The organism is Streptomyces sp. RKAG290 (assembly GCF_023701695.1).
Lineage (GTDB): Bacteria > Actinomycetota > Actinomycetes > Streptomycetales > Streptomycetaceae > Streptomyces.
This window is the reverse complement of sequence record NZ_JAJOZC010000001.1, coordinates 5,458,280-5,483,135: the sequence shown is the minus strand read 5'-3', so window position 1 is coordinate 5,483,135 and position 24,856 is coordinate 5,458,280. Positions and strand designations below refer to the sequence as shown.

Annotated in this window: 14 protein-coding genes and 2 pseudogenes; 6 read left to right on the top strand and 10 right to left on the bottom strand. The window is 71.2% G+C overall.

Annotation, left to right across the window (positions count from 1 at the left end):
• The first annotated feature begins 10 nt into the window (after positions 1-10).
• Positions 11-1,558 (top strand): DUF1996 domain-containing protein, encoded by a 1,548-nt coding sequence (locus LNW71_RS24150; RefSeq protein ID WP_250970145.1) that lies wholly within the window; start codon positions 11-13, stop codon positions 1,556-1,558.
• A 40-nt stretch (positions 1,559-1,598) separates the two neighbouring features.
• Here the strand turns inward: LNW71_RS24150 and LNW71_RS24145 are convergent, their stop codons facing one another.
• The gene (locus LNW71_RS24145; RefSeq protein ID WP_250970144.1) at positions 1,599-2,075 is read right to left on the bottom strand and encodes a hypothetical protein; all 477 of its coding nucleotides are present in this window, start codon (positions 2,073-2,075) and stop codon (positions 1,599-1,601) included.
• Between the two features lie 147 nt (positions 2,076-2,222).
• Between LNW71_RS24145 and LNW71_RS24140 the strand changes: the two are divergent.
• The 4 genes and pseudogenes from LNW71_RS24140 (at position 2,223) to LNW71_RS24125 (ending at position 7,022) form a co-directional block, all read left to right on the top strand.
• Positions 2,223-4,169 (top strand): annotated as a pseudogene (locus LNW71_RS24140) (hypothetical protein).
• 79 nt (positions 4,170-4,248) lie between these two features.
• Positions 4,249-5,154 carry a metal-dependent hydrolase gene (locus LNW71_RS24135; protein WP_250970143.1) on the top strand — a complete coding sequence of 302 codons (906 nt, stop codon included), beginning with the start codon at positions 4,249-4,251 and terminating at the stop codon, positions 5,152-5,154.
• Between the two features lie 8 nt (positions 5,155-5,162).
• Positions 5,163-6,239: a PDR/VanB family oxidoreductase gene (locus LNW71_RS24130; RefSeq protein ID WP_250972125.1), complete on the top strand. Its 1,077-nt coding sequence runs from the start codon at positions 5,163-5,165 to the stop codon at positions 6,237-6,239.
• A 60-nt stretch (positions 6,240-6,299) separates the two neighbouring features.
• Positions 6,300-7,022 carry a TetR/AcrR family transcriptional regulator gene (locus tag LNW71_RS24125; protein WP_250970142.1) on the top strand — a complete coding sequence of 241 codons (723 nt, stop codon included), beginning with the start codon at positions 6,300-6,302 and terminating at the stop codon, positions 7,020-7,022.
• 15 nt (positions 7,023-7,037) lie between these two features.
• Here the strand turns inward: LNW71_RS24125 and LNW71_RS24120 are convergent, their stop codons facing one another.
• From LNW71_RS24120 to LNW71_RS24080, 9 genes and pseudogenes are all read right to left on the bottom strand, one after another.
• Positions 7,038-7,388, bottom strand: a complete 351-nt coding sequence (locus tag LNW71_RS24120; protein WP_250970141.1) for an isomerase — start codon at positions 7,386-7,388, stop codon at positions 7,038-7,040.
• A gap of 107 nt (positions 7,389-7,495) precedes the next feature.
• Complete coding sequence (locus LNW71_RS24115) at positions 7,496-9,538, bottom strand: regulator (protein ID WP_250970140.1); 2,043 nt, start codon at positions 9,536-9,538, stop codon at positions 7,496-7,498.
• 117 nt (positions 9,539-9,655) lie between these two features.
• Positions 9,656-14,979, bottom strand: a pseudogene (gene pulA, locus LNW71_RS24110) (pullulanase-type alpha-1,6-glucosidase).
• Between the two features lie 81 nt (positions 14,980-15,060).
• Complete coding sequence (locus tag LNW71_RS24105) at positions 15,061-16,773, bottom strand: carbohydrate-binding module family 20 domain-containing protein (RefSeq protein ID WP_250970139.1); 1,713 nt, start codon at positions 16,771-16,773, stop codon at positions 15,061-15,063.
• Between the two features lie 565 nt (positions 16,774-17,338).
• Positions 17,339-18,397 carry a LacI family DNA-binding transcriptional regulator gene (locus tag LNW71_RS24100; protein ID WP_250970138.1) on the bottom strand — a complete coding sequence of 353 codons (1,059 nt, stop codon included), beginning with the start codon at positions 18,395-18,397 and terminating at the stop codon, positions 17,339-17,341.
• The gene (locus tag LNW71_RS24095) at positions 18,382-20,088 is read right to left on the bottom strand and encodes a glycoside hydrolase family 13 protein (protein WP_250970137.1); all 1,707 of its coding nucleotides are present in this window, start codon (positions 20,086-20,088) and stop codon (positions 18,382-18,384) included. The genes LNW71_RS24100 and LNW71_RS24095 overlap by 16 nt, the downstream gene beginning before the upstream one ends.
• A gap of 105 nt (positions 20,089-20,193) precedes the next feature.
• The gene (locus tag LNW71_RS24090; protein ID WP_250972124.1) at positions 20,194-21,072 is read right to left on the bottom strand and encodes a carbohydrate ABC transporter permease; all 879 of its coding nucleotides are present in this window, start codon (positions 21,070-21,072) and stop codon (positions 20,194-20,196) included.
• Positions 21,066-22,085 (bottom strand): carbohydrate ABC transporter permease, encoded by a 1,020-nt coding sequence (locus tag LNW71_RS24085; protein ID WP_250970136.1) that lies wholly within the window; start codon positions 22,083-22,085, stop codon positions 21,066-21,068. The genes LNW71_RS24090 and LNW71_RS24085 overlap by 7 nt, the downstream gene beginning before the upstream one ends.
• Before the next feature lie 21 nt (positions 22,086-22,106).
• The gene (locus LNW71_RS24080) at positions 22,107-23,384 is read right to left on the bottom strand and encodes an extracellular solute-binding protein (RefSeq protein WP_250970135.1); all 1,278 of its coding nucleotides are present in this window, start codon (positions 23,382-23,384) and stop codon (positions 22,107-22,109) included.
• 369 nt (positions 23,385-23,753) lie between these two features.
• On the opposite strand from LNW71_RS24080, the gene LNW71_RS24075 reads away from it, so the two are divergent.
• On the top strand, positions 23,754-24,821 hold the full coding sequence (locus LNW71_RS24075) for a LacI family DNA-binding transcriptional regulator (RefSeq protein ID WP_250970134.1): 1,068 nt from the start codon (positions 23,754-23,756) through the stop codon (positions 24,819-24,821).
• Positions 24,822-24,856 lie beyond the last annotated feature (35 nt).

Genomic DNA, 24,856 nt, shown 5'->3' with positions numbered 1-24,856 from the left:
GAGGAGTTCCATGGGACGCACATCGCGCAAGAAACGCTCGACCCTGGCCAACCGGGCGATCATCGCCTCGGCCGCATTGATCCTGGGCGGGGGTGGGCTGGCCGCGGTCAACTTCCACGCCTCTGCGGGCGAGGGCTCTGCCGGCCCGTCCCACGGCCGGAACTGGCAGCCGGCCCGCCAGGCGTCCACCATCGACTGCCCCGAAGTGGTCAACGAGATCCCCGAGGTGCCCGATCCGGCGCGGGCGGAGGTCGACCGCGAACTGGCCGCCATGGATACCCAGATCACCGATGCCTACCGGAAGTTCGCCGACAGCCGGGAGGCGATGGCCCGGGATCCGGATCTCGCCGAGAACGCGGTGCTGGGCCCGTTGAAGGCCCGGCGTACCGCCAGCATCGACCGCATCGCCACCGCGATCGGGCGCAGCGCCGACCGTCCACGCGACCTCGGCTCCCTGGCCCCGTGCAGCATGCGCGCCGACGACGACGCGGACGAGGGGTCCGGCGGCGATCCCGGAGACGGGCCGGGCGACGGTTCCGGTGATTCCGGGGGCAACGGCGACCAGGGCCAGGATGCCGGACAGGACGCCGGACAGAACGGTGACGGCGGCCAGGGAGACAACGGCGGAGACGGACAAGGCGACGGACAAGGGGACGGGCAGGGGCAGGTCGGCAACGGTCCTGAGGACTCCGACTTCGTCGACATCCAGTCCGTCCAGCCGAACGTCGACAAACCCGCCCGGCTGCGCCGTGCCTCGCGCGGCACTTTCACCACCGAGTGCGGACGGAACGAGAACGGGAAGTTCAACCCGGACAACGTGATCGCCGCGCCCGGTGTGAGCAACGGCGCCCACCACATGCACGACTACGTCGGCAACCAGGCCACCGACGCCTTCGCCGGTGACGACGACCTCGCGGCCGGTGACACCAGTTGCCGCAACCAGGGCGACCGGTCCACGTACTACTGGCCCGTGCTCCGGCTGCAGAACGGTGCGGCGGAGAACGACGTGGACGCCGACGGCGGCGGCAAGGACCAGAACATCGGGGAGATCCAGACCCCCTCCCAGGTCACGCTGAAGTTCGCCGGGAATCCCACCGGGAAGGTCACGGCCATGCCGCGCTTCCTGCGCATCATCACCGGTGACGCCAAGGCCCTCACCAACGGCGACGCCAATGCCAACGCCTCCTGGAGCTGCACCGGCTTCGAGGACCGCCAGCTCAAGGACAAGTACCCGATCTGCCCGGAGGGCAGCCAGGTCGTCCGCTCCTTCGCCTTCCAGAGCTGCTGGGACGGGCAGAACACCGACAGCGCCAACCACCGCACCCATGTGGCCTTCGCGCAGGACGACGGGAGGTGCGCGGACGGGTTCAGGGCCATTCCGCAACTGCTCCAGCGCATCGTGTACGACGTGCCTCCGGGGCCCGGATTCGCCGTCGACTCCTTCCCGGAGCAGCTGCACAAGCCCGTCACCGATCACGGTGACTTCATCAACGTCTTCGACGACAAGCTGATGCGGAAGGTGGTGAGCTGCATCAACGACGGACGCAAGTGCCGCTGAGGGCCCCTCGACGGCACACCGTCCCCTCATGCCTGCGCGGTCAGCTCCCGCGGTGACCGGAGTGTTTCGCCCCGCTCCCCCCACTGCCGCCACTCCCCGAGTGGTGCGGCGAGGCGGTCTCCACCGTCCCCCCGAGCCGGCCGCGCAGTGCCGCGATCACCGCGGCGTCCGAGACGGCCACCCACTTGCGGCCGACCAGGTACGAGCCGCCGTAGTCGTTGGCCTCGTTGATCCACTCCCGCTGGCCACGGTCGGTGGCGAAGGTGGCCAGTACGTACCGTCCGTCGTCCGTGGTGCAGTTGGCCTGCCGGAGCTCCTGGGCATCCGTCTGGAGCTCCGGCTCGCAGTGCGCCTTCTCGGCGAGCTCCTCCAGCGTGCCGGTGGCGGCCGGCGGGATCGCGTTCCCGTCGCCGCCGCTCGTGCATGCCGTGAACAGGGCCAGCCCCACGCACCCGGCCACGACGGCGGCCGCCCCCCGCACACCCGGTATCCTTCGCGTCCCGCGCTGCGTCACCATCGGGCCATCGTGCCGGTTCGCGCCCGGTCGCGGCGGTGGAACGGCAGAAGGCCCGAGTCCCGCGCGGCGGGAGGGCGCCGGGCCGTGGCAGGTACCGGGTGCGGCCGGCCGGAGTGACCATCGCACGATTCGCTCGTTCTGCTGAATGTGCGCCCACTGCCAGAGGTACCGTCAACCGCCACGCCGGTCGATGCGGAGCCGGCCGATGCCTCGCTCGTCGAGCACTACCCGCGACTGGTCCGGCTCGGCTATCTGGTCCTGCCGCCCTCGCTGAGCCGCTGCCGCCGCGTCCTCGCGGCCCATGCCCTGGCCCAGCGGTCGCTGCAGGCAGCGCGCAGGGCCGGTTCGGGGACGGCGGCTTCGTCCCGTTGCCGCGCCGTCCCGGCCGAGCGGCGGCGCCCGATCCCGGATACGCGTACGTACGCCGCCAGGTGCTGCGCGGCGCGCTGGCCGCGGGACTGCCGCTGCGCCTCGGCTGCCTGCCGCGGCGTGCCCAGCTGCCCGCGGTCCTTCCGCTGGTCTGGGGGCTGCGGCTGCTCCCGCACTCCGGTGGGGCCGGGGAACTCCGTTTGGAGAAGCGGCTGTCGGAGGTCAGCGGTCCGGCGCGTGCCGCGTTCGTACTGCGCGGCCTGGAGGAGCTGGCGGACGGGGAGGTCCGGCGGGAGCTGGCCGCTGCCGGGGTGGCGGACCCGCACGCGGCGCTGACGGAGGCGGACGGGGTCACGGCGCCGTACGCGCTGCTGGCGTCGCCCGAGTTCGATCCCTGCTCGCTGCAGGCCCGGCCGCCGGACCTGGAGCGCCGCCGCAGATACGGCCGGGCCGCACTGGCGGCCGTGGCCGCGCTGCTGGTGAGCGGGGGGATGCTGGGCCTGCCGGGGGACGGCCTGGGGCACGGAGCGCTGTCGGCGCCGCTGTACGCGCGCAATCCGGCCGCCGAGCAGGCGCTGGATCCGGGGGCGTTGCGCGTGGTGGCGGCCACGCTCTGGAAGGGCTCGCCGCGCACCGACTTCACCGTGTGGCCCACGCGCGGCGACCGTACCGAGGACACCGGGCTGCTGCGCCGCGCGCTGACGGTGTGGGCGCGGCCCGGCAGCGGAGTGCGTACGTCGGCGACGCCGCGCACCCCGGTGGGGCCGCCGATGGGTGCTCCGCAGCTGCTGTACGCGGGCGAGGTGGGCGCTTCGGCCGTCGTGCTGTTCCATGACGGGCTGCGCGTCGTGCGGTACGCGGAGCCCCGCAACGCCGATCCGTCCGAAGGGGCGGCGCTCGACTTCGCCCGGGTCGACGGGGCGGACGCGACGTCGGCGGGCGCCCTGGTCGTGGACCGTGCGGGCGGCCGGGTCCGCTATCTGACGGCGCCGTGGGTGCGCGGGGTGGCGGTACGGGATCTGCTCGCACCGGGCCGTGCGCCGCGCACGCTGCACCGCTCCCCGGACGGGGTGACCGACGCGCTGACCAGTCCGGCGACCGCGGGCGGCTGCCGGTCCTGGGACGCCGTGGAGCTGGCCGACGGTACGGCGGTCCGGCTGGTGACGGACCTCGGTGAACTCGCCCCGGCCCGGCTGACCTCGGGCCCGCCCGCGAAGCCGCACGACGTCTCGCGGCGGGCGGAGTTCGAGAGCTGGGCGCGGACCGCCTGTCTGCTGACGGCGGTGCGTTCGCACGGTGTGCGGTCGGTGAACTCCTGGGTGTACGCGACGCAGCCGCTGCCGGAGGGAACGGCTCCGCCCAGTGGCTGTGCACCCGGGCGGACACCTGGCGGGGCACCGGCAGCCGGGTGCTCGCCCAGTTCCAGGCGCTGTCCGGGCAGCCGCCCGGGAGCCGTCCGCCGGGGGCCGTCGCGGCGCGCTCCGAGGACTCGCCGGCGTGCGGGGCACGCACCCCACGGGTACTGGCGGGCGTGCTGTGGAAGTCGCGCGGCGGCCGGTGGTACGTGCTCGCGGCGGGCAGCGAGCAGTTCACCTCGCTGGCGACGTCGGGCGGGGTGACGGGGCGGGCGCGGGGCGGCTGCTCGCGGTGCCGGCCAGAGCGGGCGACCGGGCGCAGCTGAACGGGCTGCTGGCGGACGGCAGTCGGGTCGGGGCGCTGCGCTGAGCCCGCCCGAGTGGGCACGGGCTCAGGAATTCCTCGCAGGCCCCTGTTCCCGGGGCCTACCCCTCAGTACATTGACAACATGTCTAACACGCAGCCAGCGGCGGTCGCGTCGGAGCGGATCCCGCTCAAGGCCCGCCGGGTCACCTTCGCCTGGGACAGGACGCCCCTGCACTGGGTGCCGGGCGACCCGTTCACGACCCACACCATCAACGTGCTCCATCTGCTGCTCCCGGCCGGGGAACGCTGGTTCATCCACGTCTACCGCCAGGTGCTCCCGTACATCCATGACGAGCAGCTGCGCGAGGACGTCATCGGGTTCATCGGCCAGGAGGCGATGCACTCGCAGGCGCATGACGACGTGCTCCCGCACCTGAAGGAGCTCGGCCTCGACCCGACCCCGTACACGGCCCAGGTCGACTGGCTCTTCGAGAAGCTGCTCGGCGACCGGACGCTGCCGCCGGGCCGGGCACGCAAGTGGTGGCTGATGGAGCGGGTCGCGACGATCGCGGCGATCGAGCACTACACCGCCTTCCTCGGCGACTGGATCCTGAACGCCGAGGAGCTGGACCGGCGCGGCGCCGACCCCACGATGCTGGATCTGCTGCGCTGGCACGGCGCGGAGGAGGTCGAGCACCGGTCGGTCGCCTTCGACGTGTTCATGCATGTCGACGGCGGATACCGGCGGCGGGTGCGGACCTGGGCGACGGCGTTCTCCGCACTGGCCTTCCTCTGGCAGCGCGGCGCCCGGTTCTTCATGGAGAACGACCCGAGCCTGCTGGACGGCAAGGCGTCCTTCCGGCAGTTCTACAGCAGCGGCAGGCGCGGGACGCTGCCCAGCACCCCCTCGATGCTGCGTTCCATCCCGCGCTATCTGAGCCGCGCGTACCACCCCTCGCAGGAGGGCAGCACGGCGCAGGCGGTCGACTACCTCGCCCACTCACCCGCCGCGGTCGCCGCCGAGGCCCGCACGACGGAAGCCGGCTGACGATGCCCCTGCCCCTCCCCCGGCTCCGTACCGTCGTGGTGGTCGCCGGTGCCGCGCTGTTCGCCAAGCGGGCGATGCGCCGGCGCATCGAGAAGTCCCCGCTGTGGCCACTGCCGGCGCTCGACGAGCCCATATCGGGCCGTTCGCAGCGTCGTTCGACCACCGGCCGACGGCTGCTGATCACGGAACGGACCGCGCCCGCCGACGGTGTGGTGCTGCTCCGTCTGAAGGGCCCGGACCTGCCGCGCTGGCAGCCCGGCGCGCATCTGGACCTGGTGCTGCCGTCCGGTCTGGTCCGCCAGTACTCGCTGTGCGGTGACCCGGCCGACCCGGACACCTACACGGTGGCGACCCGGCTTGCCGAGGACGGCCGGGGCGGCTCCCGGGAGGTGCACGCCGTGCTGCACGAGGGCGCGGAGGTCGAGGTCCGCGGCCCGCGCAACCGCTTCCCGCTGGCGGACGCCCCCGCGTACGTCTTCGTCGCGGGAGGCATCGGGATCACGCCGGTCCTGCCGATGCTGCGCGCACTCGCCGCCGCCGGAGCGGACTGGCGGCTGCTGTACGGCGGCCGCAGCCGGGCGACGATGCCGTTCCTGGAGGAGATCGAGAAGCTGGGCGCGGACGGCGACCGGGTCACCGTCGTGCCGCAGGACGAGTCGGGCCATCCGGATGTCGCCGCGGCGCTCGCGGACGCCGCTGCGGGCACGGCGGTCCACTGCTGCGGCCCGGAGCCCCTGATGGAGGCGGTCGCCGCCGCGCTCCCACCCGGCTGCACCCTGCACCTGGAGCGCTTCTCCGCGGCGGCCACGGACGCCGCCGGCTCGGCCGCCTTCGACGTGGAGCTGCGCCGCTCGGGCCGCACGGTCCGGGTCGCGGCGGGCCAGTCCGCGCTGGCAGCCGTGCGCGCGGAACTGCCGCACGTCTCGTACTCCTGCGAGCAGGGCTTCTGCGGGACGTGCCAACAGCGTGTCCTGGAGGGCGAGGTGGACCACCGTGACGATCTCCTGACGGACGCGGAGCGGGACGACTCGATGCTGCTGTGCGTGTCACGGTGCCGGGGCGCGCGGCTGGTGCTGGATCTGTAGGCGGGCCGGAGTGGACCCGCGCGCCGCGCCCCGGTTGTGCCGGTCGGTACCCTGTTCCTCATGACGACCGGGGTGCGGCGCAGGATGGGCGTCGAGGAGCGCAGACAGCAGTTGATCGGCGTCGCGCTGGAGTTGTTCAGTCACCGGTCCCCGGACGAGGTGTCGATCGACGAGATCGCCGCCGCCGCCGGGATCTCGCGGCCGCTGGTCTACCACTACTTCCCGGGCAAGCAGAGCCTGTACGAGGCGGCGCTGCGGCGAGCGGCCGACGAGCTGGCGACCCGGTTCCTGGAGCCGCACGAAGGCCCGCTGGGTGCTCGGCTGTTGCGGGTGATGGGGCGGTTCTTCGGCTTCGTCGAAGAACACGGCCCGGGTTTCGCCGCGCTGATGCGCGGCGGCCCTGCCGTGGGGTCGTCGACGGCGAACGCGATGATCGACGGGGTGCGGCAGGCGGCCTGCGAGCAGATCCTGGCGCACCTGGGGGTCGAGGAGCCCCCGGCCCGGCTGGAGTTGGTCGTACGGTCATGGGTGTCGCTCGCCGAGTCGACGGCCCTGATCTGGCTGGACGGGCGGCGCATCCCGCGCGCGGAGCTGGAGATGCAGCTGGTGCACGACTTCGCGGCGCTGACCGCCGTGAGTGCCGCGTACAACGAGGAGATGGCGGGCATCATGCTGCGGGTCCTCGCGCAGGAGCCGGCGGACGGGCCGTTCGGAGATCTGCTGGTGCGGCTCTCCTCGCTGGCGCCCGCCGTGCCGGCCGTGCCCCCGCAGCGGCTGCGGTAGCGGGACGCCGCCGGCTCAGCCCTTGCGGTAGGAGGCGTCGAGGTCGCGCGTCTCGGCCGACAGGTGGAGGGTCAGCCCGGCGGCCGGCCTGAGGTGGCCGGCCAGCAGCTCCAGTACGGACTCGGTGAGCTTCGCCCTGACCTCCGGGGTGCGGCCGGGCAGCAGCGCGATGTGGACGTGCACGATCGCGTCGCCGCTCGGCGCGTCCGCCACGACGGTCTCCTCGACCCGGCGGAATCGGGTCTTGCAGGCGGCGATCTTCGTGGTGACCGTCTCGGCGATCAGCGGGTGCAGCGCCCCCGCGAAGCCGGCGCGGTCGAAAGTGTCGTCGAGTTCGGCGGAGTAGTCGACGGTGATCTGCGGCATGACGGGCTCCTGGGCAGCGGGACGGCGGGGTGCTCACCCCTACCCTTCCCCCGACCGGGGAGGGCGCACAAGCCGGGGCCGCTATGTGAGCAGTCCGCCGCGGGGCCCTAGGTGAGCAGCTCGCCGTGGAGGGCGAGTGCCAGGCCCGCTTCCGCGCTGTCCGCCCGCCCCCGGTCGAACGCCCGCTGGTAGGCGGCGTCTCCGATGGCCGCCCGGGCCTGTTGTTCGCAGGCCTCCCGCACCGGGCCGAGTTCCGGGGTGCCGCGCTGGGGGTGGCCGACCATCCGCCAGTAGACCTGTCCGGTGCCGTACACCCGGGCGGCGTGGGCGCCCTCGCCCTGGGCGGCCACTGCGGCGGCCAGGATGTCCAGGCCGAGCGCGATGCCGAAGCTGTCGCGCAGCCGGTGCTTGCACGTGAGCATCGACCGGGCGTGTGCGGCGGCCGCCTCGGCGCGGCCCTGCAGCAGCGCGATCAGGGCCAGTTGGTAGTCGACGTAGCTGCGGGTCCAGCACTCGTCCTGTGCCTCGCAGGCCGCGCGCAGGACGACCGCCGCCTCGGCCGCCTCGGCCAGCCTGCCGAGGCCGGTGAGGGCGAAGACGGTGATCAGGTGGCAGCGCAGCCGGTAGGCCGATTCGAGCGGTGTGCCCGCCTCGGTGCCGCGCAGGACCCGGTCGGCCTCGCGCAGGCCCGACTCCGGGTCGCCGGTCATCAGGTGGGTGAGGCCGCGCAGATAGGCGGCGGCCAGGATGCCTTCGTCGGTCCCGTCTTCGGCCGCCGCCCGCACGCATTCCTCGCCGACCCGCTCGGCGGCCCGGTAGTCGCCCTGGAGCATCACGCAGATGCCGAGCACCCACAGGGCGCGGGTGCGGTGGGGCCCCCGCGAGGGGCCGGCGTCGAGGGCTCGCTGGGCGTACCCGCGGGTCTGCGGCAGGTGGCCGCAGCAGCACCAGAAGAAGCCGATCCGGCCGGCCATCTCCTGGGCGGCCGCGGTGTCGTGGGCGAGCAGGTGGTCGAGGGCAGCGCACAGGTCGGCGTGCGAGTCGGCGATGCGGTGGTACCAGCTGATCTGGTCCTCGCCGGTCCAGCCGGCGTGGGCGCTGCGGGCCAGCTGCAGGAAGCAGGCGGCGTGCCGGTCGGCGGCGGCGCGTTCCTCGCCGAGTTCGGCCAGCCACATCCGGCCGTACTCGCGGATGGTGTCCAGCATGCGGTGGCGTACCCCGTCGTGGGCGACGACCGACTTGGCAACCAGCCCGCGCAAGGCCGTCCGCACCCCGTCGTCGGTGAGCGGTCCCCCGGTGCAGACCGTGCGGGCCAGGGCCTCGTCGAAGTCGCCGCGCAGCACGGTCAGCCGGGCCCAGAGCAGCCGTTCCAGCGGCGTGCACAGTTCGTGGCTCCAGCCGATGGTGGTGCGCAGGGTGCGGTGGCGCAGCGGCCGGATCGAGGGGTCGGCGAGCAGGTCGAGGCGGGAGCCGATGCGCAGCGCGATCTGCTCGACGGTGTGCAGGCCGGTGCCCGCCGCCGCGAGTTCGATGGCGAGCGGGATGCCTTCGAGGCGGTGGCAGATCTCGGCGGCCGCCGCTGCGGTGGCCGGTTCGTCCAGGGCGGTGTCCGGGGCAGCGGCGGCGGCCCGCTCCCGGAACAGGGTCAGGGCGTCGGGGGCGCCGTCGACGGACAGCGGCTCCACCTCGACGAGCTGCTCGCCCTTGATGTCGAGGGGCTGTCTGCTGGTGGCGAGCACGGTGAGTCCGGGCGCGGTGGTGAGGATCTCGCCGAGCAGGTGGGCGCAGGCGGGGCGCAGATGCTCGCAGGAGTCCAGGACGAGCAGCAGCTCCTTGTCGGCGAGCCACTCGCACAGCACGTCGAGGGGCATCCGCAGGGTGTGGTCGCTGAGCCCGACCGCGTCGGAGACGGTGGCGATGAGCAGCCCGTCGTCATGGAGCGGGGCGAGGTCGGCCCACCAGACGCCGTCGCGGTAGCGGGCGGCCGCCCGGCCGGCGGCGCGGACCGCCAGCCGGGTCTTGCCGACCCCGCCGGGGCCGGTGAGCGTCGTCAGCCGGCCCGCCCCGAGGGCGTGTTCGAGCCTGATCAGCTCCGCTTTCCGTCCGACAAAGCTCGTGGTCTCCTCGGGGATGTGGCTCACCGTCGTCACCGTCGCAGAGCAGCTGGATGGGCCGGTCCCGGCCGAGTGGGGTGGTGGGGGGCGCGCCGGGGATCCGGTGCTGCGGCTCTCACCCCGGCGGCTCCCCCCACGGTAGTCCCCTCGGGGTCAGCGCAGGGAGAACACTGCCGCTGTACGTCCCGGGACGGTGAAGCTGCCTGAACTCCTCTCGTAATTCGACTTCTTGACGGTAAGATCCGCTCCCGCCGCCTGGACGGGGTGCAGGGCGTAGTCGCTGCCCGCGAGCGCGGCGACCTGCTGGGTGGTGGCGCCGGGGTGGCGTTGAGGACGACCACCAGCTTTCCGAGCCGCATGGTGATCACCCCGGGTGTCTCGTCCTTGCCGGACAGCGGGAAGGACAGCGCGGACTGCACCTGTCCGGCGGTGGAGAGGCCGAAGTCCTTCTCCGTGGCGCGGATGGTGAGCAGGTCCTGGTACGCGGCCGAGGCGCCGTTGATCTGTGCGCAGCCGGGGCTGAGCGCGGAGTTCGTCAACAGCGGCTTGGCGTAAGGCCATTTGGCCTGGTTGTCGGCGGCGGGCGGAAGTCCGCGGCCGAAGCCGTTGCCTGCGTGGCAGTCCCAGTGCAGGGCGTTGAACCAGTCGCCGCTGTCGAAGGAGTTGCGGTCCAGCGACTTGGAGCGCAGCAGGTCGCTGCCGGCCTGGGAGAGCGAGGGGCCCTGCGAGAGGGTGGCCGTCGCCATGGCCAGGACCTGCATCCTGGCCCGGTCGGCTGCCGAGGTGCCCGCCGGCAGCTTGAAGGCGAGCGCGTCGTACAGCGTCTCGTTGTCGTGGGCGTCGGCGTACGCGAGCGCGTCGCCGGGGGCCGCGGCGTATCCGGCGGGCGCTCCGTTGTAGTCGACGCCCGAGCCCTTGACCGTGTTGCCGGTGGTGTCGGTGAAGGTGTAGTCGGCGAGGCTGCCGGTGAGTCCGACCTTGATCAGGTCCTGGTAGTGGAGCAGCCGGGCCTTCTGTTCGGCCTTCGTGCCGTTGCCCGTGGAGGTGTTGGGGTCGGTGTAGAGGCCGGTGGCGAAGCCCTGCACACCGGGGTCCTCGTCGAAGGGGCTGCCGCCGCGCACGGCGTCGCGGGCCCGGTCGGAGAAGGTGGCGATGCCGGTGCCGGCCATGTTCTTCTGGGTGGCCTGGACGAAGCGGGCGTCGTCGGCGATCTCACCGAAGTTCCAGCCCTCCCCGTACAGGATGATCTTCTTTCCGTCGACGCCGTCCTTGGCGGGGGTCAGGGCGTCCAGCGCCTTGCGGACGGCCAGGATGTTGGCCTTGGGGTGGTGTCCCATCAGGTCGAAGCGGAAGCCGTCGACCTTGTACTCCCTGGCCCAGGTGACGATCGAGTCGACGACGAGCTTGCCCATCATGGTGTTCTCGGGCGCGGTGTTGGCGCAGCAGGTGGAGGTGGCGACGGTGCCGTCCTCCAGCAGTCGCTGGTAGTAGCCGGGCACGATCCGGTCGAGCACCGACTTGTCGTCCTGGCCGGAGGCGACGGTGTGGTTGTAGACGACGTCCATGACGGTCCGCAGGCCGGCGTTGTTCAGCCCCTGCACCATCTGCCGGAATTCGACGGTCCGCTTCGTACCGTCGGGGTCGGAGGCGTAGGAGCCTTCCGGGACGGTGTAGTGCAGCGGGTCGTAGCCCCAGTTGAAGCCGTCCTTCGCGGCGGCCTTCGCCACGCACGCCTGCTGCTCCTGGGAGTCGGGGGCGTAGACGGACAGGTCGCAGGCGGGCTTCTGCTGGTCCTTCTTCTTCTCGGGGATGGTGCCGATGTCGAAGGCGGGCAGCAGGTGGACGTAGCTGGTGCCGGAGTCGGCGAGTTCCTTGAGGTGCTTCATCCCGTCGGAGCGGGTGTCGGTGAAGGCGAGGTACTCGCCGGGGTGCTTGGACGTGGGGTCCGCGATCGAGAAGTCGCGGATCTGGAGTTCCTGGATCTGGGCGTCGCGCAGCGGCGTGGCGGCGGGCTTGCGCAGGCCGCTCCAGCCCTTGGGCGCGAGCCTGCCGTCTTCGAGGTCGACCACGAGGCTCCGGGCCGAGTCGGCGGTCAGCGCGGTGGAGTAGGGGTCGGTGACCTTGTTGGTGACGAGCTTCTGGACGGTGGGCGCCCAGACCTTCACCACGTACCGGTAGGGCTTGCCGTTCCAGCTCCGCTTCCCGGTGACGGACCAGACGCCGGTGCGGTCGTCCCGCCGCATCGGGACGGTCCTGCCGTCGAGTTCGAGCGAGACGGTACGGGCGGTGGGCGCCCAGACGGACAGCGTGGGCGTGCCGTGCCGGAAGACCGGGCCGAGCGAGGCGCTGCTCGCCTTCGTCCCGTAGAGGTCGTCGAGCACACCGGCGCTCTGTACGCCGGTGGCGGCGAGCAGGGCGCCGTTGGCCGCGCGCTGGGTGGCGATCAGCTGGCCGCGCAGGGCGTCACGGACCCGGTCCCGGTCACGGGCGTCGACGGTGAACGCCGGGTAGTCCTTGAGGTGCGGGTACTTCGCCTTCTGCGCGTCGGTCAGCGCGGACGGGCTGAGCCGCAGCCACCGGCCCTCGTCGGAGAGTGCGCCGTCGACGACGGAGATGCCGCCGCTCGATGCGTAGACGAGCTGCTGACTGGTGGCCTCGGTGGCCTTCACCTTCCAGACGACGGTGTCGGAGTCGATCCACTGCGCCTCGGCCTTGGTGAGGTCGGGGGCGGGGACGCCGCCGGTCTGCGGGAGCAGATAGCCGGCCGTTCCGCCGAGCATCCACACCTCGTGGCCGTAGGTGGCGAGGTCGAGTGACTGGTCGCTGGGCAGGTCCTTCTCGTCGCCGCGGTGCAGGATGTAGCTGAGCGAGGTGGCCCCGTCGGCGAGCGGGACCTCGAAGGTGACGCCGGAGGCGTCCTTCTTCACCGGCTGGAGCGGCTTGGACCAGTCGGTCGGTTCCTTGGCGCCGGTCCAGGTGTGCAGGCCCCAGCCGTCGTAGTCGCCGTCGGCACGGTAGTAGTGCAGGACAGCCTTGGTGGTGTCCTGGGCGGGATAGGCGCCGTCGGGGGCGGTGTCGGCCTGGCCGTCCTTGCCCTGCTCGATCCAGACCTGTCCGGTCTTCGCGAGGTCGACGGTGCGCTCCGGTCCGTCTGCCGTACCGGACTTCTCGACGGTGTACGGGACCGAGGAAGCGCCCTCCGGCACCTTGGTCCAGGCGAAGGCGCCGTAGGCGTCCCGCCCGGTGAAGGCGGCGGTGGTGTCGCCGGACCTGGCCTGCCATCCGTCGTAGTCGCCGTCGGCGCGCTTGTAGTGGACGACGGCGTAGTCGCGTTCGACGGCGACGGGCTTCGCCGGGGCGGGTGGCGCTCCGGCGGTCGACGAGGCGAGTGCGCTCGCGGTGCGCCCGGCCCGGTCGACGACGACGGCCTTGTAGCGCAGCGGTGTTCCGGCGGCGACGGTGTCACCGATGGTCTGGGTGACCTTGTACGGGGCGTGGTCGGCGGTGCCGAGCGTGGTCCACCTCCCGTTGCCCTGCTGGGCGGCGAAGACGACCCGGTCGAGGGAGCCGCCGTCGACGCCGGCGGTCAGCTCGACGGTGCCGGTGGCACCGGCGGCCGGTGCCTTCAGCGTGACCGAGGGCTTGGCCGCCGGGGTGCCCAGCGGCTTCTCGGCCCGGAGCACGAGGCTGGACAGGGCCGGCACGGTGACGGTGATCCTCTTGTCGGCGCCGCTGCGGAGCGCTCCGGAACCGCCGTACAGTGTGCGGAAGTTCATCCGGGCCGACTCGGTCGGCAGCTGCACGGTCCGCGCCTCGGTGCCGTTGTTGGTGGCGACGACGTACTCGTTGCTGTGCGCCGGGTCCGTACGGGAGAAGGCGTAGACGGAGCCCTCGGCGTACCGCTCGGTCTGGACGCCGTCGCGCAGCGCCGGGTTCTTCCTGGTCAGCTCGGAGAGGGCCGCGATGGACCGGTAGACCGGGTGCCGGGTGTCGTACGCGTCGGAGGCGTGCGTGCGGTCGGTGCCCAGCTCGTCGTCGTCGAGGTAGTCGGCGGTCTTCGAGGCGAACATCGTCTGACGGGCGTCCTTGTCGCCGCCCGCACCGGTGAAGCCCTGCTCGTCGCCGTAGTAGACGACGGGGTTGCCGCGGCTGAGGAACATCAGCTCGTTGGCCAGGCGGTCCCGCTTGACCAGCTCGGCGTCACCGGCCTTCGGGTTGTCCTGCTTGAGGAAGGTGCCGATGCGGCCCATGTCGTGGTTGCCGAGGAAGGTCACCTGCTCGTAGGCGTTGGCCTTGTCGGTGGTGTACCGGTAGTCGTCGCCGAAGACGGCGGCGAGCTTCGAGGCCGGGGCGCCCTGCGAGGCGTACTGGCGGGCCGCTTCCTGGAAGGGGAAGTCGAGCGTCGCGTCCAGCCGCCCCTGGGTGACGTAGGGCGAGGTGATCGCGGTGTCGGCGGAGTAGACCTCACCGAACATGAAGAAGTCGTCGCGCCCGTGCCTGGCCGCGTAGGTGTCGAGCGCGGTCGCCCACTGGGTCCAGAAGTCCAGGTCGACGTGTTTGACGGTGTCGATCCGGAAGCCGTCGATGTCGAAGTCGCGGACCCACTTCTCGTAGATCTTCTCCATGCCGGAGACGACCTCGGGGCGCTCGGTCCACAGGTCGTCGAGCCCGGAGAAGTCGCCGTACGTGGTGGACTCGCCGGCATAGGTCGAGTCGCCGCGGTTGTGGTACATCGTCGGGTCGTTGAGCCAGGACGGCGTCTTGCCGCCGGTGGTGACCGGCTTGTACGGGAAGGAGTCGGCGTCCACCTCGGCCGGGCCGGCGGCGTCGTCGAAGGGGCGGCCGTCACTGTCGAGGTACGGGTAGGCGCCCTTGGGCTTGTAGCCGTAAGTCTTCTCGGCGTAGTCGACGGTGTCGGCGGTGTGGTTGGTGATGACGTCGAAGAAGACCTTCATGCCCTTGCCGTGGGCCTTGTCGATCAGCTTCGAGAGGTCGGCGTTGGTGCCGAAGTGCGGGTCGACCTGGGTGAAGTCGGTGATCCAGTAGCCGTGGTAGCCGGCCGAGGCGTCCTTGCCGGTGCCCTGGACGGGTCGGTTCCTGAAGATCGGGGCGAGCCAGATCGCGGTGGTGCCGAGCTGCTTGATGTAGTCGAGCCTGCCGGTGAGCCCCTTGAGGTCGCCGCCCTGGTAGAACCCCTTGTCGGTGGGGTCGTAGCCGGTCTCCAGCCGGGAGCCGGTCAGTCCGCCCCGGTCGTTTCCGGTGTCGCCGTTGGCGAACCGGTCGGGCATGACGAAGTAGAACTGCTCACGGGTCAGGTCGTGGCGGGCGGGCTGTGCGGCCAGCTCGGCGTCCGACGGCGCGGCGGGCGGCCTGGCCGCGGCGGCGGGCAGCGCGGGCACGAGGGCCGCGCACAGGGCGGCCGCGACGACGGCGGCGGGCGCCGCTCTTCGCGCGGGCGCGCGGGACGGACGTATCACTCGGGTTCTCCTCGAAAGGGGGTGCGGGTGCAGGGCCGGACGGGCCCGTGCGGTCCGTCCGGCAGATGAGGCGGAAGAAGGTCAGCCGCGCCAGACGTCGCCGGTCAGCGCGACCTTGCCCGAGGCCGGCACCGTGGCCGTGCGGTTGGCACCGCTCTCCCAGGTGACATTGCCGCTCGCGTCCTTGCGGACGTACTTGTACTCGAACGACGTACCGGCGGGCAGGCTCACGTCGAGCTTCCAGACCGGGTACGCGGCCGGATCAAGCTTCAGCGCGGTCGCGGGGTTCCAGCTGCCGAGGGCGGACTGGCTGCCGGTGACGTAGATGTTCTGGCCGGGCTGGGTGGTGGCGTTGACGCCGAAGGAGGCGCCGGAGGTGCCCGTACCGGGGTCGGCCGGCCCGGTGCCGCCGCCGGAGCAGGTGCGGGCGCCGGTCTGGAGGGCGAGGGCGGTGTCGGCACCGAGCGTGGCGGTGAACTGGCCCGAGCCGTTGACGGTGACGCCGTTGCCGGACTGGATGTCGCAGTAGTCACCGGCGGGCAGCGAGGTCTGGAACGTACGCGTCAGCGAGGAGCTCTCGTGGTTGATCGCGACGTACGCCTTGGCGCCGCGGCCGAAGGCGATCTGGTCGCCGCCGTTGTCCCACCAGTTCGTGACGGTCTCGCCGCGTGCGGTGTTGCGGAAGCCGACCATGGACGCGATCTCGCGCCAGGCGTGCTGGCACTTCCAGCCGTCGCTGTAGCAGGCGTTCACCGTGCCGCCGTTCGGCGGACCGGCGTCCTTGTCGGACCACTCGTAGCCGGAGTGGACGTCCGGCGAGCCATAGGGCCAGGCCAGCATGAAGACGCCGGCGAGCGTGTACTTGGCGCCGTCCTTGTAGCTGAGCGTGTCGCCACCGCGCTCGGTGTCGTGGTTGTCGACGAAGACCGCGGCCTTCGAGGACGCCATGAAGCCCCAGCCCTCGCCGAAGTTCTTCAGGTCGGCGAGGTTCTGGTTGTTGAAGACCTGCTTGAGGCCGCGGGCGTAGCGGAATTCCTGGACGTCGCCGGTGCCTGCGTACTCGTCGGGCGAGACGGCCTCACCGGCTCCGTAGATCGCCTCCTGCTTCCAGTAGGCGCCGGGGTTGCTCAGCCGGGACTTGATGTTGGCGAGATCGTCCTCGGGTATGTGCTTGGCCCCGTCGATCCGGAAGCCGTCGACGCCCAGCGAGAGCAGGTCGTTGAGGTATCCGGCGATCTTGCCGCGGACGTACTCCTCACCGGTGTCCAGGTCGGCCAGGCCGACGAGTTCGCAGTGCTGGACGTTGTACCGGTCCTGGTAGTTGCTGATCTGCGCGGTGCAGTCGTCCATGTCGGGCGCGGAGTAGAGCCCGGGGTAGTTGTACTTCGTGTACGAGGAGCCGCCGGTACCGGTGCCCGAGCCCGCCGACATGTGGTTGATGACGGAGTCGGCGACGACCTTGACGCCCGCGCTGTGGCAGGTGTTGACCATGTCGGCGAAGGCGGTGCGGTCGCCGAGCCGTCCGGCGATCCGGTAGCTGACCGGCTGGTACGAGGTCCACCACTGGCCGCCCTGGATGTGTTCCTGGGGCGGCGAGACCTGTACGTAGCCGTAGCCGGCCGGGCCGAGGGAGTCCGTGCACGCCTTGGCCACGGAGTCGAATTTCCACTCGAAGAGGACTGCGGTGACGTCCTTGGTGCCCGGGGCGGCGGCCTGGGCGCTCGTGGCGGGGACCACGAGGGCGGCGGCGCCTGCTGTCAGCGCGAGCGCTGCAGACAGGAATCTGCGTGCCATCTTTCCTCCTGCGGTGGGGGAAATGCGGGTGACGGTGCGGAGGCTGCCGGGCCGGCCCCGACCGGGCGGAGGTGGTCCGCTGTCCGATCCGGGTGACCCGAAAGCCTCTCAGCCTCGTACGGCAACGCGCCCTGCCCTCAAGGCTTCTGAAGGTTCTTGCTGCAAGAATGCAAACCTTGCCGCGGGGAGACCGTACGAGTCCGTCAGGTTCCGGTCAACCCTTTGGACATGGCCTGCTCACATCCGCGAAATACTGCATTTTCCCGCCTGCAAGGTCTTACGCAAGACATTGCAGGGCTGTTACGTTTCTCCCGACTCCGGTCCGGTCGGCCGGGGGTCCCGTTACCCCGGGCCCCACGCGCCCGGCCGGCCGGGCCGGTCACGGACAAGAGAGGTACCGGGAGTCACACTCCCCGCCGGCCCGTCCGGGCCGACTCCCGGTGCCTCTCCTGTACGCCGGGATCTCCGCCGGCCCGGCCCGCCCCGGGAAGTGCCCGGACGCACGACAAGGCCCGGGATCCCCCCTCCGGACCCAGGACCTCGTCGTACGGCGCCGCCGGTCGCCTCAGGCGCTGCGGAGTGCCGCGGTCGACCCCCGTACCACCAGCTCCGGCTGGAACACGTACTCCGTGCGCTGCACGGGACTTCCGCCGATCTCCTCCAGCAGCGCGCCCACCGCGGCCGCCGCCATCGCCTGGACGGGCTGACGCACCGTGGTCAGCGGCGGATCGGTGAACGCGATCAGCTGCGAGTCGTCGAAGCCGACCACGGACACCTCGCGCGGCACGTCGAGCCCGCGGTCCCGGGCGGCACGCACCACACCCAGCGCCATCAGGTCGCTGCCGCAGACGATCCCCGTGCACCCCTGGTCGAGCAGCGCGCCGGCCGCCACCTGGCCGCCCTCGACGCTGAACAGCGTGGAGCACACCAGGAGTTCGGCCTCGGCACGGTCGAGCCCCAGCAGGGACACCGCCGCGTCCACGAAGCCGTCCCGCTTGCGGCGGGAGGGCACATAGCGCTGCGGCCCGATCGCCAGCCCGACCTTGCGGTGGCCGAGTTCGGCGAGGTGCCCCACGGCCATCCGCACGGCGGCGGTGTCGTCGGGCGAGACGAACGGCGCGCTGATCCGCTCGTTGTAGCCGTTGATCAGCACGAACGGCACCCCGCGCTCGGTGAGCGCGGCGTACCGCGCCGGGTCGGCCGAGGTGTCGGCGTGCAGCCCGGAGAGGAAGACGATGCCGCCGACGCCGCGCTCGACGAGCTGCTCGACGAGCTCGTCCTCGGTGGCGCCGCCGGGCAGCTGGGTGCAGAGCACCGGGGTGTAGCCATGGCCCGCCAGGACCTGTTCGACGGACTGCGCGAACGCCGGGAAGATCGGGTTGGTGAGCTCGGGCGTCACCAGTCCGATCAGCCCGGCGCTGCGCTGGCGCAGCCGTACCGGGCGTTCGTAGCCCAGGATGTCGAGCGCCGCGAGCACCCGCTGACGCGTGGGGTCCGCGACGCCCGGCTTGCCGTTGAGCACCCGGCTGACGGTCGCTTCGCTGACCGAGGCCTGCCCGGCGATGTCCGAGAGCCTCAGCGCGCCGCCGGCCCTGGGTGCGGGGACGGTCACACCGTCCACCACACCGTGGTGTCCGCGGGCAGCTCCACCCCGTCGCCGTCGGTGACGACCGGGGTGCTGGACAGCAGGACGGTGCCCGGCGCGGGGATGCGGACCGGGGCGCCCGTCGTGTTGACGGTGCAGACGAAGCCGGGACGGGCGAGGACCAGCAGCCCCTCCGGGGCGTCCAGCCACTCCACCGCCGAGCCGGCGCCGAGTCCGGGGTGTGCCCGGCGCGCGGCGAGCGCGGCCCGGTACAGCTCCAGGGTGGAGCCGGCCGCGCCGGTCTGGGCCTCGATGCTCAGCTCGCCCCAGCCGGCGGGCTGCGGGAGCCAGCTGCCACCTTCACCGAAGCCGTACGAACTGCCCTCGCGGGTCCACGGGATCGGCACCCGGCAGCCGTCGCGGAAGCCGTCCTGGCCCTCGGCCCGGAAGAACGACGGGTCCTGGCGGGCCTCGTCGGGCAGGTCGGTGACGTCGGGCAGGCCGAGCTCCTCGCCCTGGTAGACGTAGGCGGAACCGGGCAGCGCCAGCATCAGCATGCTGGCCGCACGGGCCCGGCGCAGACCCAGCTCACGGTCACCGGCGGTACGGATCTGGGTGCCGAGGCCGGGCGGGTTGGCGAACCGGGTGGCGTGCCGGGTGACGTCGTGGTTGGAGAGCACCCACGTGGTGGGGGCGCCGACCGGGCGCATCGCGTTCAGCGAGGTGTCGATGACGGTGCGCAGCTCGGCGGCGTCCCAGGCGGTCGACAGGTACTGGAAGTTGAAGGCCTGGTGCATCTCGTCGGGGCGCACGTAGTTGGCGGTGCGCTCGACGGTCGGGGTCCAGGCCTCGGCCACCGCGATGCGCCCGCCCGTCGAAGGCCCTTCGGGCCCCATGGTGTCGGGGTACTCGTCGAGGATGGTGCGCCAGCTGCGGTAGATCTCGTGCACACCGTCCTGGTCGAAGAACGGCATGACATCGTTTCCGAGCAGCTTCAGCTGGTCGTGCGCGCCCAGGTCGGGCAGGCCCTCGGCCTTGACCAGGCCGTGCGCGACATCGACCCGGAAGCCGTCGGCGCCCATGTCGAGCCAGAAGCGCAGGATCGAGCGGAACTCGTCGGCGACGGCCGGGTGTTCCCAGTTGAAGTCGGGCTGCTCGGGCGCGAAGAGGTGGAGGTACCACGCGCCGGGCGTGCCGTCGGGGTCGGTGGTCCGGGTCCAGGCCGGTCCGCCGAAGATGGACTCCCAGTCGTTGGGCGGGAGTTCGCCGTCGGCGCCCTTGCCGGGGCGGAAGTGGTAGCGGTCGCGCAGGGCGGAGCCGGGGCCCTCGGCGAGCGCGCGCTTGAACCACTCGTGCTGGTCGGAGGAGTGGTTGGGCACCAGGTCGACGATGATCCGCAGACCCAGATCGTGGGCGTCGCGGATCAGCGCGTCGGCGTCCAGCAGGGTGCCGAACATCGGGTCGATGGCCCGGTAGTCGGCGACGTCGTAGCCCGCGTCGGCCTGCGGCGAGGCGTAGAACGGGCTGAGCCAGACCGCGTCGACGCCGAGGTCCTTGAGGTACGGGAGTCTGTCGCGTACGCCTGCGAGATCGCCCATGCCGTCGCCGTTGCCGTCGGCGAAGCTGCGCGGATAGACCTGGTAGATCACCGCGTCCTGCCACCAGCCGGTGCGGTGGCCCGGGGCGTCGTCGGACGTGCCGGTGGAGGGGGCAGCGAGGTGCTGGGTCATGTCGTCCCTGGGGTGTCTGGGTGGGGAGTGGCGCCGGGACCGGGTCGGGATGCCGGCGCCACCGTGACTGGTGCGTGCGGGTCGTACGGTCGTGCTGCTCCCGCGTCAGCCCTTGACGGCTCCGGCGGACATGCCGGTCACCAGGTGCTTCTGCGCGAACAGGAAGACCAGGGCCGCGGGTATCGCGATGAGCACGGACGCGGCCGTCATCGGACCCCACTGGGCCCCGTACTGGTTGACGAACAGCTGCAGGCCGCCCGCGAGCGTGAGGTTGTCCTCGCCGACCATGAAGGCGGAGGCGTACGCCACCTCGCCCCACGCGGTGATGAACGAGTAGAACGCGGTGACGGCGAGACCGGGCTTGGCCAGCGGCAGGATGAGCCGCCAGAACGTGCCGAACGGGGTGAGCCCGTCGACCTGCCCCGACTCGTCGATCTCGCGCGGAATGGTGTCGAAGAAGCCCTTCATCATCCAGGCGCAGAACGGCACCGAGATGGTGAGGTAGGTGATGACGAGACCGGCCGGCCTGTTGAGCAGCCCCATGCCCGCCATGATGTTGTAGATCGGCACGATGAGGACGGCGACCGGGAACATCTGGGTGACCAGCAGTGTCCACATCAGTCCGCGCTTGCCGGGGAAGCGGAAGCGGCTGACGGCGTAGCCGGTGGAGGCGGAGACGATGACGCCGAGGAGCGTGGTGAACCCCGCGACGAGCACCGAGTTGCCGAACCAGGTCAGGAACTTCGTGTTCTGGAGCAGGTTCGTGTAGTTCTCGAAGGTCGTCTCTTTGAAGAAGTCCGTGGTGGTCGCGAACGCGGCGGGCTTCAGCGAGGTGAGCAGGACCCAGAGCACGGGGAAGACGGCGATCACCGACGCGACGACGAGCGTCAGATGCAGTGCGGTGGAGGCCAGCGGTGAACGCTCGCCGCGCCGGCGGACCTTGGACGCGGAGTGCCGCGCGGGCGTGGGGATGGTGGTCACCAGTCGTCTCCCTGGGTGCGCAGGACTCGCCGGTACACGGCGGCGAAGATCAGCAGGAGTACGAGGATCAGCACGCCCCAGGTGGAGGACTGCGCGAAGTCGCGCGGGCTGATCTCGAAGGAGAACTTGTACGCCTGGGTGACCAGGATCTGGGTGGCCTCACCGGGTCCGCCGCGGGTCAGCAGGTAGATCACCGGGAACATGTTGAACGTCCAGATGGTGGAGAGCAGGATCACGGTCGTGGAGACCGGCCGCAGTCCGGGCAGCGTGATGTGGCGGAAGCGCTGCCAGGCGGTGGCGCCGTCCATCTCCGCGGCCTCGTAGTGCTCGCTGGGGATGGACTGCAGACCGCCCAGGAGGGCGACCATCATGAACGGCACGCCGAGCCAGACGTTGACGGCGATGACGGAGAACTTCGCCCAGGTCGGGTCGTTCAGCCACGGGATGCCGTCGAAGCCGGAGCCCGAGAGGATCTTGTTGAGCAGCCCGCGGTCCTCGTTGTAGAGGAAGCGCCAGGCGAAGACGGAGACGAAGCCGGGGATGGCCCAGGGCAGGATGAGCGCCATCCGGTAGGCGGAGCGCCCGGCGATCCGGCGGTTGAGGATGTTGGCGAGCGCCATGCCGAGGGCGAAGGTGATGGCCACACAGGAGACCGTCCACACCAGGGTCCAGCCGAGCGTGCCGAGGAACTGCTCGCCCGTGAGCGCCTCGGTGTAGTTGTCCAGGCCCACGAACTTGTACGTGGCGGGCAGGTGGTTGACACCGATGGACCGTGCGACGTTGCGCTCGTTGGCGTCGGTCAGCGACAGGTAGATGCCGCGGACCAGCGGATACCCGATGATCACGCCGATCACGGCGACGACCGGGGCGACCATGGTCCAGGCGTACCAGTGGGTCGACAGGGCTCGCCGGAGCCTGCTCGGGGGCGGTGGGTTACCAGTACCGCGGCTCCGGCCGCGGGCGACGGTCTCGTCGCCCGCGGCCTTCGCCACCGACTGGCTGGTGTGGACAGCCATCAGCCGGCCTGCCTTCCTGGGTTACTTCCAGCCCTTGAGGAGCTTGCGGTAGGAGTCGCCGGTCGTCTTGACGGCCTTCTCCGGGGAGGTCTGTCCGGTGAGGACCTTGGTGTACTCGGTGACGAGCGGCGCGAAGAGGCTGCCGGTCTCCGGGATCCACGGGCGCTCGACGGCGCTCTCGACGACCGGCTTGAAGAAGCCGACGATCTCGTTGTCGACGACGCTCTCCTCGGCGTAGGCCGAGGTGCGGGTCGGCAGGAGGTTGAGCTCCTTGGTGACCTGGGCCTGGGTCTTGACGGAGGTCATGTAGTCGACGAAGGCGTAGGAGGCGTCGAGGTTCTTGGAACCGGCGTACACGGCCAGGTTGTGGCCGCCCTGCGGGGCGCCCTGCGCGGCGGAGCCGGCCGGGACCGGGGCGACGCCCAGGTTGGCCTTGTCCTTGAACTCCTTGCCGGCGTAGGTGTCGGCGACGGCCCACGGGCCGTTGATCATCATCGCGACCTTGCCGTCCTTGAAGGACGACTGCATGTTCTCCCAGCCGTCCGTCGCGTCGGTCTTGGCGGCGCCCGAGTCGACCAGGTCCTTGACGACCTTCATCGCCTTGACGCCGGCCGGGTTGTCGATGGTGACGGTCTTGTCGGAGGCGTCGACCATGTCGCCGCCCTCGCCGTACAGGAAGGACAGGAACCAGTAAGCGTCGTCGCCGCGGAGGTAGAGGCCGGTCTTGCCGGTCTTGTCCTTGATCTTCTTGGAGACGGCCTTCAGCTCGGCGATGGTCGTGGGGACCTTGACGCCGGCCTCCTTGAAGATCTTCTTGTTGTAGAAGATGCCCATCGAGTCGATGACCTGCGGCACCGCGTACGTCTTGTCCTTGTACTTGGTGGACGCGGCGGCCTGCTTCAGGAAGTCGTCCGCCTTCTGCAGGGCGGGCGTGCCGTCGAGCGGGGCGAGGTAGCCGAGGTCGGCGAACTCGGGCGTCCAGGCGACCTCGGAGCGGATCACGTCGGGGGCACCGGAGCCGGACTGCGCGGCGTTCTTGAACTTGTTCTGCGCGTCACCGAAGGGGACGTTGACGTACTTGACGTCGACCTTCGGGTGCTCCTTCTCGAAGCCCTCGGCGATCTTCTTGAAGACCTTGTCCTCGCTGCCCGCGGTGGAGGTGTCCCACCACGTCACGGTGCCCGAGAGCTCGCCCGAGCTCTTGCTGGTGCCGTCGGACTTGTCGTCATCGCTGCCGCAGGCGGTCGCCGCGAGCGCCAGGGCCGCGACCAGGGCGGTGGCCGTTATGCCACGTCGCATCTGAACTCCTTCAACTGCCGTACCGCTCCGTCGCGGCGCCGGGTCGACGTGAACGTAACAAGGATGAAAGAACGCCGAAAGAGTTTGCGGAAGATTTCTGCAAGCTCCGGCGATCGTTACATTCACGTGTCCTCACGGTTGCCGTCAAGCCTCTTGACGGAAGCCCCCGAACCCTGGCAGTGGCAGGCCACGGCCCATGATTCCGCAGTGCGATGATCTGATTACAGCCCACGGACAGGGCCCGCAAGAGTTTGCAAGATGTTGCTGCGGAGCCTTCCGGACCACCCCGCCGGCCGGCCGCGCGCCCGCCGACGTCCGATTCCTGTGCATGGTGGGCAATCCGACCCGCTCCCGGTACAGTCCAGTCCCATGACCGCACGGCTTGCCGATATCGCAACTCAGGCGGGGGTCAGCGAAGCGACGGTCAGCCGTGTACTGAACGGCAAGCCCGGTGTTGCTGCGGCCACCCGCGAATCCGTCCTTGCCGCGCTCGACGTCCTCGGCTACGAACGGCCCGTACGGCTGCGCAGGCGCAGCGCCGGCCTGGTCGGCCTGATCACGCCGGAGCTGGAGAACCCCATCTTCCCGGCGCTCGCCCAGGTCATCGGCCAGGCTCTGACGCGCCAGGGCTACACCCCGGTGCTGGCGACCCAGACGCCCGGCGGTTCCACCGAGGACGAGCTCACGGAGATGCTGGTCGACCGGGGCGTCTCGGGCATCATCTTCGTCTCCGGGCTGCACGCCGACACCTCGGCCGACATGCAGCGCTACGAGCAACTGCGCGCCCAGGGCGTCCCCTTCGTACTGGTCAACGGTTTCTCGCCCAAGGTGCAGGCGCCGTTCATCTCACCGGACGACCGGGCCGCGATGCGGCTGGCGGTGACGCATCTGGTGTCGCTGGGCCACACCCGGATCGGACTGGCGGTCGGGCCGAAGCGCTTCGTGCCGGTGCTCCGCAAGATCGAGGGCTTCCACGCCACGATGCAGGAGCAGTTGAAGCTCACATCGGACCAGGTGGAAGAGCTGATCCAGCACTCCCTGTACACGCTGGAGGGCGGTCAGGCGGCCGCGTCGGCGCTGATGGAGCGGGGCTGCACGGCGGTGGTGTGCGCGAGCGACATGATGGCGCTCGGTGCGATCAGGGCCGCCCGGCGTCTCTCCAGGGACGTGCCGCGCGACCTGTCGGTGGTCGGTTACGACGACTCCCCGCTCATAGCGTTCACCGATCCGCCGCTGACCACGATCCGGCAGCCCGTCACGGCGATGGGCCAGGCCGCGGTGCGCACGCTCCTCGAGGAGATCGGCGGCACACCCGCCCCGCACAGCGAGTTCGTCTTCATGCCCGAGCTGGTCGTGCGCGGTTCGACAGCCGCGGGACCCGGTCCTGGCGCGGCCTCCGCGGCTTCGCCCGTCCAAGGATCCCACGCGCACCCGTAGCCCGCAGGACGTGCAACCCGCTCCCGACCGGAGGA